The following is a 15,844-nucleotide window of genomic DNA, read 5'->3' as shown; positions in this document are numbered from 1 at the left end:
GGGAACTTCCGGAAACGCCTTGCCGTTCTGCTTGTCCTGCACCTGACGAGTCTCTGGGGAGGCTGTCGACACGGTGTGCCATGAAATCAGGGGCTGGTGCCATGATAGAGAACTCAATTAAAAAATCAGGGTGTGGTCGATGGGGTGTGCGTCTGCTGGCCGCTGTCGGACTGATGTCCGTGTCCGTTCTGACGGGGTGCGGCAGTCCCTATGATTCCGGTGCCCGCGCCGGGAGTGGGGCTCTGATTGGCGCCGGTGGTGGCGCGGCGATCGGGGCTCTTGCCGGTGGTGGAAGCGGTGCGCTGATCGGAGCGCTGGCGGGCGGAGGAACGGGGGCGGCAGTGGGAGCCGCGACAACGCCCAATCCTCCGAAAGCTGGTAATAGGCGTTGATGCCTGCCGGTTTTCAGGGCAGGCGAGATGCTTCAGGAAAAGGCATGGGGTGCAGCGGCCCTGATAGTCCGCAGCACATAGCCTTATAAAACGAATGGATGCGATGACGGTGAACAGACAGAAAGCGTGCGGCATTGCGGTGCTGGCTCTGCCTCTTTTTCTATCCGCTTGTGGTGACCCGTACAGTCCCGGACAAAGGGCCGGGAACGGCGCTCTGATTGGCGGAGGCTCCGGTGCTGCGATTGGAGCACTGGCTGGAGGAGGTCGTGGAGCGGCCATCGGTGCTCTTGCCGGTGGTCTGCTGGGGGCAGGAACCGGCGCGCTGACCACGCCCAATCGTCCGGGTGGCGGTTATACTCAGGGATATCAGCAGCCTCAGGCCGCTTATCCACAGCAGCAGTATCCTCAGCAACAGTATCCCGCCCAGCAGCGCTATCAGCAGGGGGGCTATCCGGCCGGAACCAATGGTGTTCCCCAACAGGGAGCGACCTACCCCCGCACCTATGGCGGTTATCCTGCCGGTTACACCCCTCAGCAGGGCTACTAACAGGCCGAGAGGCTGAAAAGACGCCGGAACGCGCTGCCGTTCCGGCATTTCTGTTGCGTCGTTACTACATTTCCGCTAAAGAGCGCGCCTCGCGTCGGCACCCCTGGAGGCCGGCGTCCGTTCGCATACTCAGGAGTTAACACAGTGGCGACGAAACTGATTCCTCTCGAAGCATCCACGCGCGCGAAAGCAGGTAAGGGGGCAGCGCGCGCAACCCGACGCGCAGGGCTGGTCCCGGCTGTCGTGTACGGTGCAAAAGCCGAAGCCTCCCTCATTGCGCTTGATCCGCGTGTCATCATGCGTGAGCTGCACAAGCCGGGCTGGCGTTCGCACGTCTATGAAATCAAGGCTGGTGATCTGAGCGAGCGCGCCCTGATGCGTGACATTCAGTTCCACCCGGTTTCCGATGCTCCGATCCACGTTGACTTCCAGCGTCTTGCGCCGGGCCAGAAGGTCCATGTCGAGATCGTTGTGCAGGTCGAAGGTGAAGACAAGTCTCCGGGCATCAAGCGCGGCGGCGTGCTCAATGTCGTCCGTCACACGATCGAAGTGACGGCTGACCCGGCCAACATCCCCGAGTTCTTCACGGTTGATGTTTCCGAACTGGACATCAACGACAACGTGCGCTGGGATGATCTGAAGGGCACCGAAGGCGTGACGCCGGTTCTGCAGATCCCGAACTTCGTCGTTGCAACGATTGCGGCTCCGACCGTGGACGTTGAGGAAGATGAAGCAGCTTCCGCAGAGACGGAAGCGACAGCAGAAGAGAAGTAAGGAGGCCCGGCGGGTCGGGGGGTAAACCTTCGGCCTCGGGATAGACCGCCATGCAACCGGCGATCCAGCTCTGGGTGGGTCTTGGAAACCCCGAGACATCCATGAGCCACAACCGCCACAATATCGGGTTCATGGCGGTCGACTCCATCGCGAGACGTCACGGTTTTTCACCATGGCGCAAGCGCTTTCGCGGTGAAGTCGCGGAAGGACGGATCGGCGCCAGCAAGGTGCTGCTCCTCAAGCCGATGACCTACATGAACGCATCGGGCGACAGCATTCGCGAAGCCGCGACGTTCTACAAAATCCCCCCTGATGCCATTACTGTCTTTCATGACGAGCTTGATCTTGCGCCCGGCAAGGTCCGCATCAAGAAAGGTGGGGGAGCCGCCGGTCACAATGGCCTGCGTTCGACCGACCGACAGCTCGGCACACAGGATTACTGGCGCGTGCGCCTCGGTATCGGTCATCCCGGCTCGAAAGAGCGCGTCCACGGATGGGTTCTCGGAGACTTCGCCAAGGCCGATCAGCCCTGGCTCGAAGACCTGCTCGACGCCGTTGCTGATACCGCCCCATTGCTCGCTGCGGGGCAGCGCGAAGACTGCATGACGCGCATTGCGCTCCTCACGGCAAACAGCCCCAAACCAATAATTCCCGGCCCGAAGGCAGGAGAAACAGGAGTGAAAGACTGATGGGCTTCAACTGCGGCATCGTCGGACTGCCCAATGTCGGCAAATCTACCCTGTTCAACGCCCTGACGGCCACGGCCTCGGCACAGGCGGCGAACTATCCGTTCTGCACCATTGAGCCGAATGTTGGCCGCGTCGCCGTGCCTGATCCTCGCCTCGCGGAGCTGGCGCGCATCGGCAAGTCGCAGAAAATCCTGCCGACCAGTCTTGAGTTCGTGGACATCGCCGGTCTTGTGCGTGGCGCTTCACGGGGTGAAGGGCTGGGCAACCAGTTCCTCGCCAACATCCGCGAAGTGGACGCCATCATTCACGTTCTCCGCTGCTTCGAGGACGACGATATCACCCATGTCGAGGGTGGCGTTGACCCGGTTCGTGATGCCGAGATCATCGAGACCGAGCTGATGCTTGCCGATCTCGACTCTCTCGAAAAGCGGATCGTGCCTTTGCAGAAAAAGGCCAAATCCAACGACCGTGACGCACAGGCGCAGGTCGAGGTCATGGAGCCCCTGATCGCAGCCCTGCGCGAAGGCAAACCTGCCCGCACGGCCATCCCGGAAGGCAAGGAGCTGATTGCCGAGCGCCTCCAGCTCATGACGACCAAGCCTGTGCTATATGTCTGCAATGTCGAGGAAGGCTCTGCGGCAACGGGCAACAGGTTTTCCGCAGAGGTCGAAGCGCGGGCGAAAGCCGAAGGCGCGGCCTGCGTGATCGTGTCTGCCGCGATCGAGGCGGAAGTCAGCCAGCTTCCGCAGGAAGACCAGAAGGAGTTTCTTGAGGGGCTCGGCCTGTCGGATAGCGGCCTCGATCGCGTCATTGCTGCGGGATACCAGTTGCTTGGCCTGAAGACCTACTTCACAGTCGGCCCGAAAGAGACCCGTGCCTGGACCATTACGGCAGGCACCAAGGCTCCGCAGGCCGCCGCTGTCATTCATAACGACTTCGAGCGTGGCTTCATCGCCTGTGAAACGGTCGCTTATGACGACTATGTGAAGTACAATGGTGAGGCGGGCGCGAAAGAAGCGGGCAAGATGCGCATCGAAGGCCGTGACTATATTGTGCAGGACGGCGATGTGCTGCTGTTCCGTTTCAACGTCTGATACATCAACATCATAGAAGAAGAGGGTAGGGGACCATAAATGAGCGCCAGCATGAAGGCGGAAGCGACAGACTCCAATGCGATTGCGGGCATGGCCCGGGCCGCACGGATCGCAGCGCGGACGCTGGCCCAGTCTCCAACCGCCCTTCGCGACAAGGCTCTCTGGGCTGCCGCCCATGCCCTGCGTGAGCAGAAAGACACCATCCTTGAAGCCAACGCGAAAGATCTTGCCGCCTATACGGGCAGCGAGGCTTTTCGTGACCGCCTGACGCTGACAGCCGAGCGCATCGAGGGCATGGCGAAGGGGCTGGAGGATATGGCTGATCTCTCCGATCCTGTCGGCCGCATCCTTACGGAATGGACGCGTCCCAACGGTCTGAAGATCCGTCGTGTTGCGACTCCCATTGGTGTGCTTGGCGTGATCTACGAAAGCCGTCCGAATGTTGGTGCGGATGCCGCCGGTCTCTGCATCAAGTCGGGTAACTCTGTGATTCTGCGCGGTGGTTCGGAGAGTTTCCACTCCGCGCAGGCTATTCACAAAGCCATGGCCGCCGGGCTCGAAGCCGCAGGTCTTCCCGTCGACGCCGTGCAGGTGGCGCCCAGCGCCGATCGCAAGCACGTTGCCGACATGCTGGCCGCTTCCGGTCTGATCGACCTCATCATTCCCCGTGGCGGCAAATCCCTTGTTGAGCGCGTGCAGAACGAGGCGCGTATCCCCGTTCTCGCCCATGCCGAGGGACTCTGCCACACGTACATCCATGCCGCCGCCGAGCCGCAGATGGCCCGGCGCGTCCTCGCCAACGCCAAAATGCGGCGGCCGGGCATCTGTGGCGCTACCGAGACGTTGCTGATCGACAACGCCATCGCATCAGAACTGCTGCCCGAGATTGTAAATGATCTGCGGGAACTGGGTTGCGAGTTCCGTGCGGATGAGCGCGCCCGTCACATCGTTCCCGGTCTTGAGCCTGCTGCCGATGAGGATTTCGCTACCGAGTGGCTGGCTCCGGTCCTGTCCATTGCCGTCGTGGATGGCGTGGAAGCTGCGCTCGCCCACATCGCCCGTTATGGCAGCGGTCATACCGAGGCGATCATCACCTCAGACGAGTCCGCCGCTACCTGCTTTCTGAATGGTACGGACAGCGCTGTCGTCATGTGGAACGCCTCCACCCAGTTCTGTGATGGTGGAGAGTTTGGATTCGGTGCGGAAATCGGTATCGCCACCGGCCGTATCCATGCGCGGGGTCCGGTGGGACTCGAGCAGCTCACGACCTTCCGTTATGAAGTCCTCGGGACAGGTCAGACGCGTCCGTAAGCATATCGTGGCCTCTCATCACGATACGATCCCGATCCGTGGTGACCGCCGCGCCGGACGGATTGGCCTCCTCGGCGGATCGTTCAATCCGGCGCATGAGGGGCATATCCAGATAGCTCTTCGGGCGCTGCATCTGCTCGGTCTTAATCAGGTCTGGCTGATGGTCTCGCCGGGCAATCCGCTCAAGCCGAGCCAGGGTATGGCGTCTCTTGCCACACGTCTGGCGTCGGTCGAGCAACTGGCGACCGACCGTCGGCTTATTCCCACGGATATTGAAGCCTCTCTCGGCACGCGCTACGCTTTTGACACCATTCGGGCGCTCAAACGTCGTTTTCCCCGTGCGCGCTTTGTCTGGTTGATGGGAACGGACGTCTTTGCGGAACTGCCCCGCTGGTACCGCTGGCAGGCATTTCTCAGGCAGGTTCCACTGGCTGTCATGCCGCGTCCGGGCAGTAATGCGGCGGCCCTGCATGGCAAGATTGCGGGACGTTTGAGTCACTGCCGCCTGCCGGTTGGAAAAATTCGACAGCTTCCCGATAAAACGCCCCCAGTCTGGGCTTTTCTTCCTGGCCCGCAAAACGGTATATCGGCAACAGCCCTGCGACGTGCGGGACACACAGAATCCTTATTCCGGACAGATCGGGCAGCCACCCGGCAGGAGACACGGTCATAGCCAGAAAGCCCCCCACCGATACGGAAACGACGGATCGTCGCCCGGTCGCAGCTAAAGCTGGTGCGTCAAAGACGCCGGCAAAACCCAGAGCGCCCAAGGCGGTCGATCCGAGTCTTGCCGCTGTGGCAAAGGCCCCGGGCACGCCGCGCAAGAAAGCTGCGGCAGCAGGACCTGTCAAAGAAGGCAAGAAACGTCCTCACGCTCCCGCTGATGAACTCGAGAAGTATCTCGGTATCATCACGGAAAGCATCGATGACGATAAGGGTGAGGACATTGTCGTCATTGACCTGACCGGACGTGCGTCCTTCGCAGACCGTATGGTTATCGCGACGGGCGTGGCGGATCGTCAGATTGCCGCGATGGCCCAGCATATCGAGCGCAAGCTGAAAGATGTCGGTCTGAAGCGCATTCTCGTTGAAGGAGCCAATGGTTCCGACTGGGTGCTGATCGACGCAGGCGATATCGTGATTCATCTGTTCAAGGCCGAAGCGCGTGAGCTTTACGGTCTGGAGCAGATGTGGGGCACTGACTTCGATGGCGCCGATGGGGAAGAGATTACATCTCTCTGAAGAACGTTTCGGATATCGGGAGAAGCGAGGCCTTCTCCCGCTGTCGTTTAATCTTCAGGTCTGTAGTAATTTATCTGAAAACAATATCTGCGCTGTATCGACAACAATATCCAACTGTTTGGAAAGATTATTTAGATTTTTCAGTATCACCTCAATATTGCTTGCTCCAACAAGCAGGCAACTCGCACTTTTGTTGCACGGGAGTGGCGCCTGTTCGTAATTGCTAAGTGATACCTGAATAACCCTTTCCATCAGGTCTGCTGCGGCAGATAAGCCCGGTGAATTGGGCCGATTATCTGTAGTCACGCAAATCCATAAGACTTTGTAGGGACCGTAGCGCTCTGATGCTCTTTGCGACTCAGGATCGCGGCGGGATTTTGTATTAAGATGTTTTGAAAGACGACTTTTTAAGAAGCCAGACTGGCCCAGTCTACTGCCGGCAGACCCGTATCGAATGACATCAGGGTCAGAAAGAGATTGTAGAACATAGACACCATACCGATGTGGTTTGTTAATTTCTTCTCCAAAATTAGAGTAAGTATAGATTTCTATCCACTTCATGTGCAGCCCTTGTGAGGATGAAATTATCAGTCACACCCGTCGCACCACGTAATGCTCCCGCAGCGCCTCGGTGATCTGTTCGGCGTGCTGAGGGTCGCGCGCCTCGATCATCACCTCAAGTTCCGCTGCCTGCACGGACGGCGCTGCAAACAGGCGCTGATGCGACACTTCGATAATGTTGCCGCCAGCCTCGCCGATCGTTTTTGAAATATCGGCGAGAACGCCCGGACGATCTGGGATTTCCATGATCAGCCGCAGCAGTCGTCCGTCACGGAGCATGGCGCGTAGCAGCGTATTGGCGAGAATGCGTGTGTCGATGTTGCCGCCACTCACGGGGAGCGCAAGACGTTTGCCTGCGAACAGGGCAGGGTGGCTCATCACAGCCGCCAGCCCTGTCGCTCCCGCGCCCTCGGTGACCTGCTTGGCGCCCTCGGCCATCAGGGTAATGGCGTTTTCCACGTCGCGCTCGGACACGACCACAACCTGAGAGACAAGCTGCTGGATCACCTCATGCGTCCGGCGGCCGATCTTCATCACCGCAATACCCTCGGCGATAGTCGCACCCCCACACGGTGTGACTTCAGTTCCGGGGAAAGCGGACAGGGAGGAATAACTCTCCACCTGTACGCCGATCAGTTCTATCTCGGGACGCATGGCTTTTGCCGCAACGGCCATGCCCGACAGGAGGCCGCCACCGCCAAGCGGCACCACGAGTGCATCGAGCGGTCCGGCATCTTCCAGAAGCTCCAGCGCGCAGGTGCCCTGACCGGCCATGACCGCATCATCATCGTAGGGATGAATGAAAACCCGGCCTTCGCGCTCCTGCAGATCCTTGGCGAACAGAGAGGCTTCGGCGAAATTGTTGCCCTCAAGCACAACCCGTGCGCCCCAGCCTTCGGTCCGGGTCACCTTGGAGGCAGGCGTGAAGCGCGGCATGACGATCACCGCGTCAATGCCCAGCAGGCTCGCATGACGCGCCACGCCCTGCGCGTGATTGCCAGCCGAAACTGCGATCACGCCACGAGCCCGTTCTTCCGGCGTCAGCAGCGCCAGCTTGTTCGCTGCCCCACGTTCCTTGAAAGACCCTACGGCCTGAAGATTTTCAAGCTTCAGCGTGATCTCCGCGCCAACCGACTTGGACAGCGAATGGGACGGCAGGGTTGGCGTGCGCAGGACACGCCCTTCGATCCGCCGGGCGGCGGCCGTGATGTCTTCGAACGTGATCACGCGGGCAGCTTTCTTCAGGCGTAAACGACGGAGGTGATTTCATAGCTCCGGTCACCGCCCGGCGCAGGCACGGAAACCGTGTCACCCAGCGACTTGCCGATGAGTGACTTTGCCAGCGGAGAAGAGATGGAGAGAAGCCCCTGCTTGATGTCGGCTTCATACACACCGACGATCTGGTAGCGCACTTCCTTCTCCGTTTCCTCGTCAATCAGGGTGACACGTGCGCCGAACTTGACCTGGTCGCCGGACAGCTTGGAAGGATCGATCACCTCGGCTGTCGAGACGATTTCCTCAAGTTCCAGAACGCGTCCTTCGATGAACGACTGACGCTCGCGCGCGGCGTGGTATTCCGCGTTTTCCGAGAGATCACCATGCTCGCGTGCTTCAGCGATTGCACGAATAACGGCGGGACGTTCTTCAGATTTGAGATGACGGAGCTCGTCCTCAAGTCGCTGCAGGCCGGACGCGGTCATCGGGGTTTTCTGCAAGGTGCCAATCCTCGGAAAGCGGAACACAAAAAGAGGACCAGACCAGCATGAGCGCCAGTCCAGCCCCGGATGAAGAGGGATAGTCCCTCACGATCTGCTGAAGAGCGTAAGCCTTCCATCAGATCGTTTCAGAGCGGTAAACATACCGGAAGCAGATGAGGGACGTTCACGAGAAACGTCCCACACCTGCTCAGAACGATCCACTAAAGTAGGACTGAAGCGGCGCAACTTCAAGCGGACCCTCGCGCATCGCTGCAATCGCATGGATTGCGGCACGGGCTCCGGCCATCGTGGTGAAGTTCGGTACGCCCATCGTCAGGGCCGAGCGACGGATGTCGTAGCTGTCCTTCACGGACTGTCCGCCCTGTACCGTGTTGATGACCATCTGGACTTCGCCGGAGCGGATGGCGTCCACGCAATGCGGACGGCCTTCCAGCACCTTGTTCACGATTTTCACTTCAATGCCCGCATCACTCAGGCACTTCGCCGTGCCGCGTGTCGCCAGAATGGTGAAGCCCATGTCGGCCAGCATCCGTCCCAGACGCGGCAGATGCGCCTTGTCACCGTCACGCACCGACAGGAATACCGCACCGGACATTGGCAGCTTCACGCCAGCAGCCAGCTGTGATTTGGCGAAGGCCCGCTCGAACGAGGAGTCGAGACCCATCACCTCACCGGTGGAGCGCATTTCCGGACCAAGGATCGTGTCCACGTCCTGAAAACGATGGAACGGGAAAACTGCTTCCTTCACGGCGACATGCGGCACTACGGCCCGGTCATCCAGCGTGAATTCGGACAGCTTCGCGCCCGCCATCACCCGCGCGCCGATCTTCGCCACCGGAACGCCCGTCGCCTTCGCCACGAACGGCACGGTGCGCGACGCACGCGGGTTCACTTCCAGAACGAAAATGTCCTGACCCTTGATCGCATACTGCACGTTCATCAGACCGACGATGCCCAGTTCTCGGGCCATGGCTTCCGTCTGCGCCTTCAGCTCCGTCACGATGGCCGGGGAGAGCGTGTAGGGCGGCAGGGCGCAGGCGCTGTCACCCGAATGGATACCGGCTTCCTCAATGTGTTCCATGACGCCCGCGACATAGACCTCGTTGCCATCGGCGATGCAGTCCACGTCGGCTTCAATGGCGTCGTTCAGGTAATGGTCGATCAGAACAGGACCATTCGCCACTTCCGCACCGGCAAGCTGCAACGCGACTTTCATGTAGCGCTGGAGGCTGGCGCGGTCATGCACGATCTCCATCGCGCGGCCACCAAGAACGTAGGACGGACGCACAACGACCGGATAACCGATCTGCTCGGCGATATCCTCGGCTTCGGCGGGAGAGCGGGCAATGCCGTTGGCAGGCTGACGCAGGCCGAGCTTGCGGAGCAGCGCCTGAAAGCGCTCGCGGTCCTCGGCGCGGTCGATGGCGTCGGCAGGCGTGCCGAGCAGCGGAATGCCCGCTTCTTCCAGCGCACGGGACAGCTTCAGTGGAGTCTGGCCGCCATACTGCACGATGCAACCCAGAACCTCGCCTGTCTCCTGCTCGCGACGGATCAGGGCGACAACGTCTTCACCGGTCAGCGGCTCGAAATACAGACGGTCGGAGGTGTCATAGTCGGTGGAAACCGTCTCGGGGTTACAGTTGACCATGATGGTCTCAAGACCGGCTTCACGCAGGGCGTAGGCGGCATGGACGCAGCAATAATCGAACTCGATGCCCTGACCGATCCGGTTCGGACCGCCGCCCAGAATGACGACCTTTTTCCGTGATGTCGGATCGGACTCGCAGACCGGCTGGCCGAAGCGGTTTTCGTAGGTCGAATACATGTAAGGCGTCGCGGAAGCGAACTCGCCCGCACAGGTGTCGATCCGCTTGTAAACCGGCTTCACGCCTGCTTTCTCACGCAGAGCGGCAACTTCGCTGGCCTGTGTGCCGGACAGACGGGCAAGCTGCACGTCCGAGAAGCCCATGGCCTTCAGGCGACGCAGTCCCTGAGCGTCTTCCGGCAGCCCCTTGTCGAGCACGTCCTTTTCCGCCTGCACGATCTTTTCAAGCTCACGCAGGAACCACGGCTCGAACTTGCAGGCCGCTGCAATCTCATCAACCGAGAAGCCTGCACGGAGCGCCTGCGCCGCCATCAGAATACGCTCGGGGCGTGGCTGCGACAGTTCGGCGCGGAATGCGTCCACGCCACCGTCGCCGGGAGCTTCGACCGGGTCCAGACCGACAAGGCCGGTCTCCATGGAGCGCAGACCCTTCTGGAGCGCTTCCGGGAACGACCGACCAATGGCCATCGCCTCACCAACCGACTTCATCGAGGTGGAGAGCAGGGCAGGGGTGCCGGGGAACTTCTCGAACGTGAAGCGGGGGATCTTCACGACGACATAGTCGATGGTCGGCTCGAAGGAAGCCGGGGTCGAGCCCGTGATGTCGTTGGTCAGTTCGTCCAGCGTGTAGCCCACCGCCAGCTTCGCCGCGATCTTGGCGATCGGGAAGCCTGTCGCCTTGGAGGCCAGCGCGGAAGAACGCGATACACGCGGGTTCATCTCGATGACCACCATGCGGCCATCCTTCGGGTTCACACCGAACTGCACGTTCGAACCACCCGTCTCGACGCCGATCGCCCGCAGACAGGCGATCGAGGCGTCGCGCATCCGCTGATATTCCTTGTCGGTCAGCGTCAGGGCCGGGGCGACGGTGATGGAGTCGCCCGTATGTACGCCCATCGGGTCGATGTTCTCGATGGAACAGACGATGATGCAGTTGTCCGCCTTGTCGCGGACCACTTCCATCTCGAACTCTTTCCAGCCCAGCACGGACTCTTCAACCAGCACTTCCGTCGTAGGCGAGGCGTCGAGGCCACCCGTGACGATCTGGTCGAACTCTTCCTTGTTGTAGGCGATGCCGCCGCCCGCGCCGCCCATGGTGAAGGACGGACGGATGATGGCCGGGAGCCCGACATTCTTCAGCGCGTCACGCGCTTCTGCCAGCGTGTGCGCAATGAAGCTCTTCGGACTTTCGATGCCGATGGCGTCCATCGCCTCGCGGAACTTCTGACGGTCCTCGGCGCGGTCGATCACGTCCGCCTTCGCGCCGATCAGCTCAACGCCATGCTTCACGAGGAAACCCGACGCATCCAGCGCCATCGCCGCGTTCAGCGCCGTCTGGCCGCCCATCGTCGGCAGGATCGCATCCGGCTTTTCCTTGAGGATGATCCGTTCCACGAACTCCGGCGTGATCGGCTCGATATAGGTCGCATCCGCCAGTCCCGGATCGGTCATGATCGTCGCCGGGTTCGAGTTCAGCAGGATGACGCGGTAGCCTTCCTCACGCAGCGCCTTGCACGCCTGCGCGCCGGAGTAATCGAACTCGCAGGCCTGACCGATAACAATCGGACCGGCGCCGATGATCAGGATAGAGCGAATATCTGTCCGTTTGGGCATGATCAGTCCTTTTGGTCAGTCGTCTGAGTCGGTTGGGTCGGTGCCCATGGTCCGAATACGGTGAAGATAGTTTTCAAAAAGCGGCACGGTGAACGCCGTTTCGCCATGAGCCGGGCTGTAGACCATGCCCTTGCGGATCAGCGTCGCCCGCACAGGAGCCACGGCCTGCGTGCGCGAGCCCATGCGTTCGGCGATTTCGCCGGAACGATGTGAGCCGTCACCCAGCTCCGCCATGGCCTGACAGTATTCCCGTTCGCGGGGGGTCAGACGGGCGTAGCGCATCCGGAAGAAGCCCCCGTCCAGCGACGTCAGGGACACTTCCGTCGCCACCTGGATATCGCCTTTGAGAATACGGTCGCCATGCGCCACGTTCCACGCGTGGTAGGCCCATTCCTGAAGGAAATAGGGATAGCCACGCGTGATGCGCACGACTTCCGCGACGGCTTCCGGCGTGAAGTCCACGCTTTCCCGTTCTGCGGGAGTGCGAAGGGCGTCTTCACATTCGGCAGGAGAAAGCGGGCCGAGAACGGGAAATTCGAACAGGCGCTCGGCATAGGATTTGGCCTGACCGATCAGTGACACCAGATGCGGCAGTCCCGCGCCAACCAGCACGATCGGCAGGCCTTCGCGCATGACACGGTGCATCGCCATGATGAGAGCCGAAAGATCGGACTCGGACAGGTTCTGGATCTCGTCGATGAACAGCGCCACGCCGGTATGACGGGACTGCGCGGCATGACCGAGAGCCGAGATCATGTCTGGCAGATCGGTCGTCAGATCGCCCGTGTCTGCTGTCCCGTGTTCAGGCTCCACATCCAGTTCGATGCTGAAACCAAGCACTGACTGGATACGCAGGCCGCTGGCGAAACTTTTCAGAACGCGCAGGCCGCGTTTGACCTGTTCCGTTACTGCTCCGAGACGATCCAGTTCCAGCATCATCCGGCGCAGGTGAGGAGCCAGTGTCGCGCCAAGCGGTTTTTCTTCCTCTGCTTCGACAAAGCAGGTCAGATAGCCAGCACTTTTCGCGAGCTGTTCGACACGCGCCAGAACGACGGTCTTGCCCACGCCCCGCAGACCGGTGGCGATGAAGCTACGTGCGCTTTTTCCACCAAGCGCACGCTGCAACACGATTCCGGCCTGTGTGAACAGGTCTTCCCGCCCGGCAAGTTCGGGAGGAGACGCGCCCGCTCCGGGGACGTAAGGGTTACGGACAGGATCCATGCGGGAAGGCTCAGGCGGCCTTTCCGTGTGAGTCGATCAGCGCCACAAACCGTTCGAACAGATAGAAGCTGTCGGACGGACCGGGGCTGGCTTCCGGATGATACTGCACGGAAAAGGCCGGAAGCGTGGTCGAGGCGATGCCTTCGTTCGACTTGTCGAACAGGCTGATGTGCGTGACCTTCACATCGTTCGGCAGCGACTTCTCATCGACGGCGAAACCATGGTTCTGGCTGGTGATCTCGACCTTTCCGGTCTCGATATCCTTCACGGGCTGGTTCGCGCCGCGATGACCCTGCGCCAGCTTGTAGGTCTTGGCTCCCAGCGCCTGTGCGAGAAGCTGGTGGCCGAGGCAGATGCCGAACACGGGAATGCCCGCATCCAGAACGCCGCGAATGGCGGGGACGGCGTAGGGAGCCGTGGCTGCCGGATCGCCGGGGCCATTGGAGAGGAAGACGCCTTCCGGCTTGAGCGCCAGAATTTCCTCGGCGGACGTCGTTGCCGGAACGACCGTGACATCACAGCCCGCGGTGGTCAGGCAGCGGAGAATGTTCCGCTTCGCACCGTAATCGACCGCGACAACCTTGCGACGCTTGGTGGGCAGCGGTGTGGTGCCGGACGGCCAGTTCCACACGCCTTCCGACCATGTGTAGGGCTTCTCGCATGTCACGGTCTTGGCGAGGTCCATGCCTTCCAGACCCGGCCATGCGACGGCTTTCGCCCTGGCGGCGTCAAGGTCGATCTGGCCATTGCTGACAGCCACGAGAACGGCAGTCTGGGGACCGCCGTCACGGATGCGAAGGGTCAGGGCGCGCGTATCCACGCCGCAGATGCCCGGCACGTTCCGTTCTTTCAGCCAGGCGTCGAGGCTTTCCGTCGAGCGCCAGTTGGCCGGCTCCGTCAGGTCCTGCTTCACGACAAGGCCACGTGCGGCAACGCGCAGGGCTTCGTCATCTTCGGCATTGGTGCCGACATTGCCGATGTGCGGGAAGGTGAAGGTGATGATCTGTCCGGCAAAGGAAGGATCGGTCAGCGTTTCCTGATAGCCGGTCATGCCGGTGGAGAAGCAGATTTCACCGATCGCCTCGTCGGTTGGCGCAGCGCCAAAGCCGATTCCCCAGAACACCGTGCCATCGGCGAGGACGAGGGCGGCTGTCGCTCCCTCCGGAACATCAGTGGCGGAGCTTGCACGCTGTTCAGACATGGTCGGTTTCCGGTTAGGGGACTCGGGAAAAGAGGGAGTGGATTCTGGCTGAAGCTCATCAAGCGAAATGCCGGCAGCCCGGGCCACAACAGGCCAGTGCTTCGGGGGAATCGCCCGCGCCTGACGCCACTTGCGTACGGCTTCAGTGCCGACGCCGGTCAGCGCCGCGATCTTTTCAGGACCGCCGATCCGTTCAATGATGGCTTCGACAGACAGAGACATGGCTTGCTTACTCCCTACCGAGAGGTCTTCTAGCAGTCTGAAACGGCGGTGGGAAGAAAATTCCCAGCCCGGAAATTATGGTGGGAATTTTCTTCTCTCTGGCAAAATCCATGAGAGAGCAGTTCATCGTGCCGCGCAGTCGATGCCTGCCGCAAAGCTTTCCCAAGTTAAATAGCAGATACTGAAGCCTGCTTTCCTGTTGATTGGATAGGGAGGCGATTGCGCTATGGGCGTTGGTCCAAAGGCGTGTGAGAATCAATCAAGTGTATCAGTTGAGGAGAGACGGCCATCCAACCGGAACGCTTCGCCATGTCGATGTGAATACATCCAGATTTATCGATATAATGTTCTGAACATTTTGATACCCATAAAGACATCACGCCTCTAACCTGTTTCGGTAACGATATGATGGGGTGCGTGATGAAGTCACTCAAAGTGCTTGCGGTTGTTCTCGGTCTTGGCTGTGCGACAGCAGCGCATGCTGACGATACAATTCGAATCATGGCGCCTGTCTGGACAGGTTTTGCTCCGGTTCTGGTCGCTCAGGATCTGGGATATTTCAAGGATGCCCATCTTTCCGTCGATCTGAAATTCTCCGACGAACGCTCCGATGTCATGGCCGCCATGGCGCATGGCTCCATCGAGATGGAGATGCGCGCCCTCAATGAATATCAGGGGCGGCCGCGTGACGAGAACACGCCGGGTATCGTCATCGGTTCAATTGACCGCAGTCTTGGTGGGGATGGGGTGATTGTTGACGGCTCCATCCATAACGTCAGTGACCTCAAGGGCAAGACTGTTGCCTCGGAAAGCAATATTCCGGGTCGTCTTCTCCTGCAGATGGAACTGCACAAGCACGGCATGACTCTGGCCGATCTCAAGATGAAGGAAATCCTGACTTCCGACAGTGTGGCGGTATTTGCGGACCCGAGCATTGCGGCGGTCGTGACCTATCAGCCTTTCCTGCAGCAGATACTGGGCATTTCAGCAGACCGTCATCCAAAGGAACTGGTGTCGTCGGCTGATTATCCTGATTACATCGTGGATGTTCTTGTGGCCCGCAATGACGATCTGAAGGCCAATCCCGACAAATACAAGCGTTTCCTGACGGCTTTGTACAAGGCTGTGGCCTATTACAAATCCAATCCGGAAGATTTTGCGAAGATCGCAGCGCCTCACTTTGATCTTTCACCTGATGACTTCAAGAAAAGCGTCGTGGGAAGCCTTGAATATACAGATCTGGCTCAGTCAAAGGCTTATATGGGCACGCCTGAAAAGCCGGGAAAGATTAACGAGATTTTCGTCACTCTCATGGGGCTGAACATCGAAAATGGAGCTGCCTCTGTTCGTCTCGATCCAGCGCATTCTATCGATAGCAGCCTGATTGCCGAGATTTCTTCTCCATGACGGCAGTGGCTTCTTCTTCCCGG

The 15,844-nt window shown here is 60.1% G+C and carries 15 protein-coding genes; 9 read left to right on the top strand and 6 right to left on the bottom strand.

The window, feature by feature from the left end; translation table 11 throughout:
* Positions 1-101 precede the first annotated feature (101 nt).
* The 8 genes from GVI59_RS05895 (at position 102) to rsfS (ending at position 6,049) form a co-directional block, all read left to right on the top strand.
* A complete protein-coding gene (locus tag GVI59_RS05895; protein ID WP_173573380.1) occupies positions 102-392 on the top strand; it encodes a hypothetical protein in 291 nt (96 codons plus the stop codon).
* A 103-nt stretch (positions 393-495) separates the two neighbouring features.
* Positions 496-939, top strand: a complete 444-nt coding sequence (locus GVI59_RS05890; RefSeq protein ID WP_242012970.1) for a YMGG-like glycine zipper-containing protein — start codon at positions 496-498, stop codon at positions 937-939.
* Between the two features lie 144 nt (positions 940-1,083).
* Positions 1,084-1,713 (top strand): 50S ribosomal protein L25/general stress protein Ctc, encoded by a 630-nt coding sequence (locus tag GVI59_RS05885; RefSeq protein ID WP_173573378.1) that lies wholly within the window; start codon positions 1,084-1,086, stop codon positions 1,711-1,713.
* A 62-nt stretch (positions 1,714-1,775) separates the two neighbouring features.
* A complete protein-coding gene (pth, locus tag GVI59_RS05880) occupies positions 1,776-2,402 on the top strand; it encodes an aminoacyl-tRNA hydrolase (protein WP_173573553.1) in 627 nt (208 codons plus the stop codon).
* Positions 2,402-3,496: a redox-regulated ATPase YchF gene (ychF, locus tag GVI59_RS05875; protein WP_173573377.1), complete on the top strand. Its 1,095-nt coding sequence runs from the start codon at positions 2,402-2,404 to the stop codon at positions 3,494-3,496. Before pth ends, ychF begins: the two co-directional genes overlap by 1 nt.
* Before the next feature lie 39 nt (positions 3,497-3,535).
* A complete protein-coding gene (locus GVI59_RS05870; protein ID WP_173573376.1) occupies positions 3,536-4,807 on the top strand; it encodes a glutamate-5-semialdehyde dehydrogenase in 1,272 nt (423 codons plus the stop codon).
* A complete protein-coding gene (locus GVI59_RS05865) occupies positions 4,773-5,480 on the top strand; it encodes a nicotinate-nucleotide adenylyltransferase (protein WP_173573375.1) in 708 nt (235 codons plus the stop codon). The genes GVI59_RS05870 and GVI59_RS05865 overlap by 35 nt, the downstream gene beginning before the upstream one ends.
* Before the next feature lie 122 nt (positions 5,481-5,602).
* On the top strand, positions 5,603-6,049 hold the full coding sequence (rsfS, locus tag GVI59_RS05860; protein ID WP_173573374.1) for a ribosome silencing factor: 447 nt from the start codon (positions 5,603-5,605) through the stop codon (positions 6,047-6,049).
* 54 nt (positions 6,050-6,103) lie between these two features.
* Here rsfS and GVI59_RS05855 read toward each other — a convergent pair whose 3' ends face one another.
* The 6 genes from GVI59_RS05855 to carA all read right to left on the bottom strand — a co-directional run bounded on the left by GVI59_RS05855 (position 6,104) and on the right by carA (position 14,414).
* Positions 6,104-6,610, bottom strand: a complete 507-nt coding sequence (locus tag GVI59_RS05855; protein ID WP_173573373.1) for a hypothetical protein — start codon at positions 6,608-6,610, stop codon at positions 6,104-6,106.
* A 30-nt stretch (positions 6,611-6,640) separates the two neighbouring features.
* Positions 6,641-7,837: a threonine ammonia-lyase gene (locus GVI59_RS05850; RefSeq protein ID WP_173573372.1), complete on the bottom strand. Its 1,197-nt coding sequence runs from the start codon at positions 7,835-7,837 to the stop codon at positions 6,641-6,643.
* A 14-nt stretch (positions 7,838-7,851) separates the two neighbouring features.
* A complete protein-coding gene (gene greA / locus GVI59_RS05845; protein ID WP_010666570.1) occupies positions 7,852-8,325 on the bottom strand; it encodes a transcription elongation factor GreA in 474 nt (157 codons plus the stop codon).
* Positions 8,326-8,515: 190 nt separating this feature from the next.
* Positions 8,516-11,770 (bottom strand): carbamoyl-phosphate synthase large subunit, encoded by a 3,255-nt coding sequence (gene carB / locus GVI59_RS05840; protein ID WP_173573371.1) that lies wholly within the window; start codon positions 11,768-11,770, stop codon positions 8,516-8,518.
* Positions 11,771-11,785: 15 nt separating this feature from the next.
* Complete coding sequence (locus tag GVI59_RS05835; RefSeq protein WP_173573370.1) at positions 11,786-12,991, bottom strand: ATP-binding protein; 1,206 nt, start codon at positions 12,989-12,991, stop codon at positions 11,786-11,788.
* Positions 12,992-13,001: 10 nt separating this feature from the next.
* Complete coding sequence (carA, locus tag GVI59_RS05830) at positions 13,002-14,414, bottom strand: glutamine-hydrolyzing carbamoyl-phosphate synthase small subunit (RefSeq protein ID WP_173573369.1); 1,413 nt, start codon at positions 14,412-14,414, stop codon at positions 13,002-13,004.
* A gap of 420 nt (positions 14,415-14,834) precedes the next feature.
* On the opposite strand from carA, the gene GVI59_RS05825 reads away from it, so the two are divergent.
* Positions 14,835-15,821 carry an ABC transporter substrate-binding protein gene (locus tag GVI59_RS05825; protein ID WP_173573368.1) on the top strand — a complete coding sequence of 329 codons (987 nt, stop codon included), beginning with the start codon at positions 14,835-14,837 and terminating at the stop codon, positions 15,819-15,821.
* Positions 15,822-15,844 lie beyond the last annotated feature (23 nt).

Source organism: Acetobacter sicerae (genome assembly GCF_011516765.1).
Classification (GTDB): domain Bacteria; phylum Pseudomonadota; class Alphaproteobacteria; order Acetobacterales; family Acetobacteraceae; genus Acetobacter; species Acetobacter sicerae.
This window is presented reverse-complemented; position numbering and strand designations above follow the sequence as displayed.